Source organism: Halostella sp. PRR32, assembly GCF_034808085.1.
In the GTDB taxonomy this organism is placed as follows: domain Archaea; phylum Halobacteriota; class Halobacteria; order Halobacteriales; family Natronoarchaeaceae; genus Halostella; species Halostella pelagica.
This window is the reverse complement of record NZ_JAXHGL010000149.1, coordinates 1-266: the sequence shown is the minus strand read 5'-3', so window position 1 is coordinate 266 and position 266 is coordinate 1. Positions and strand designations below refer to the sequence as shown.

The window sequence follows — 266 nt, the reverse complement described above, 5'->3', positions numbered from 1 at the left end:
CTCTTGTTGTCCACCATGCTCTTGATTCCCGTGCTGACGCCTTGTGTGCCATCAAATGTGCACAGACCGATTTGAGAGCAGACCTTTTTCGAAGAAATCTGTGATAGGAGAAGATTGATAATTTGTTCCCCATATTGGTTTACGACAGTCTTGCACTCCTTATTGGCAATACCTGAACCACCAATGGCCTCGTTTATTTGGGCAATGATCGTTGTAGGACCAGCCAACAGTGAGGTGCCGGAATCTGCAATCGCTGCACAGCCACC

Annotated in this window: 1 protein-coding gene; it reads right to left on the bottom strand. The window is 47.7% G+C overall.

All coding sequences use genetic code 11. From position 1 onward, the window contains the following. Positions 1-266: pepsin-like aspartyl protease (locus SM753_RS20700; RefSeq protein WP_323192941.1), on the bottom strand; the 266-nt coding region annotated here is incomplete at both ends.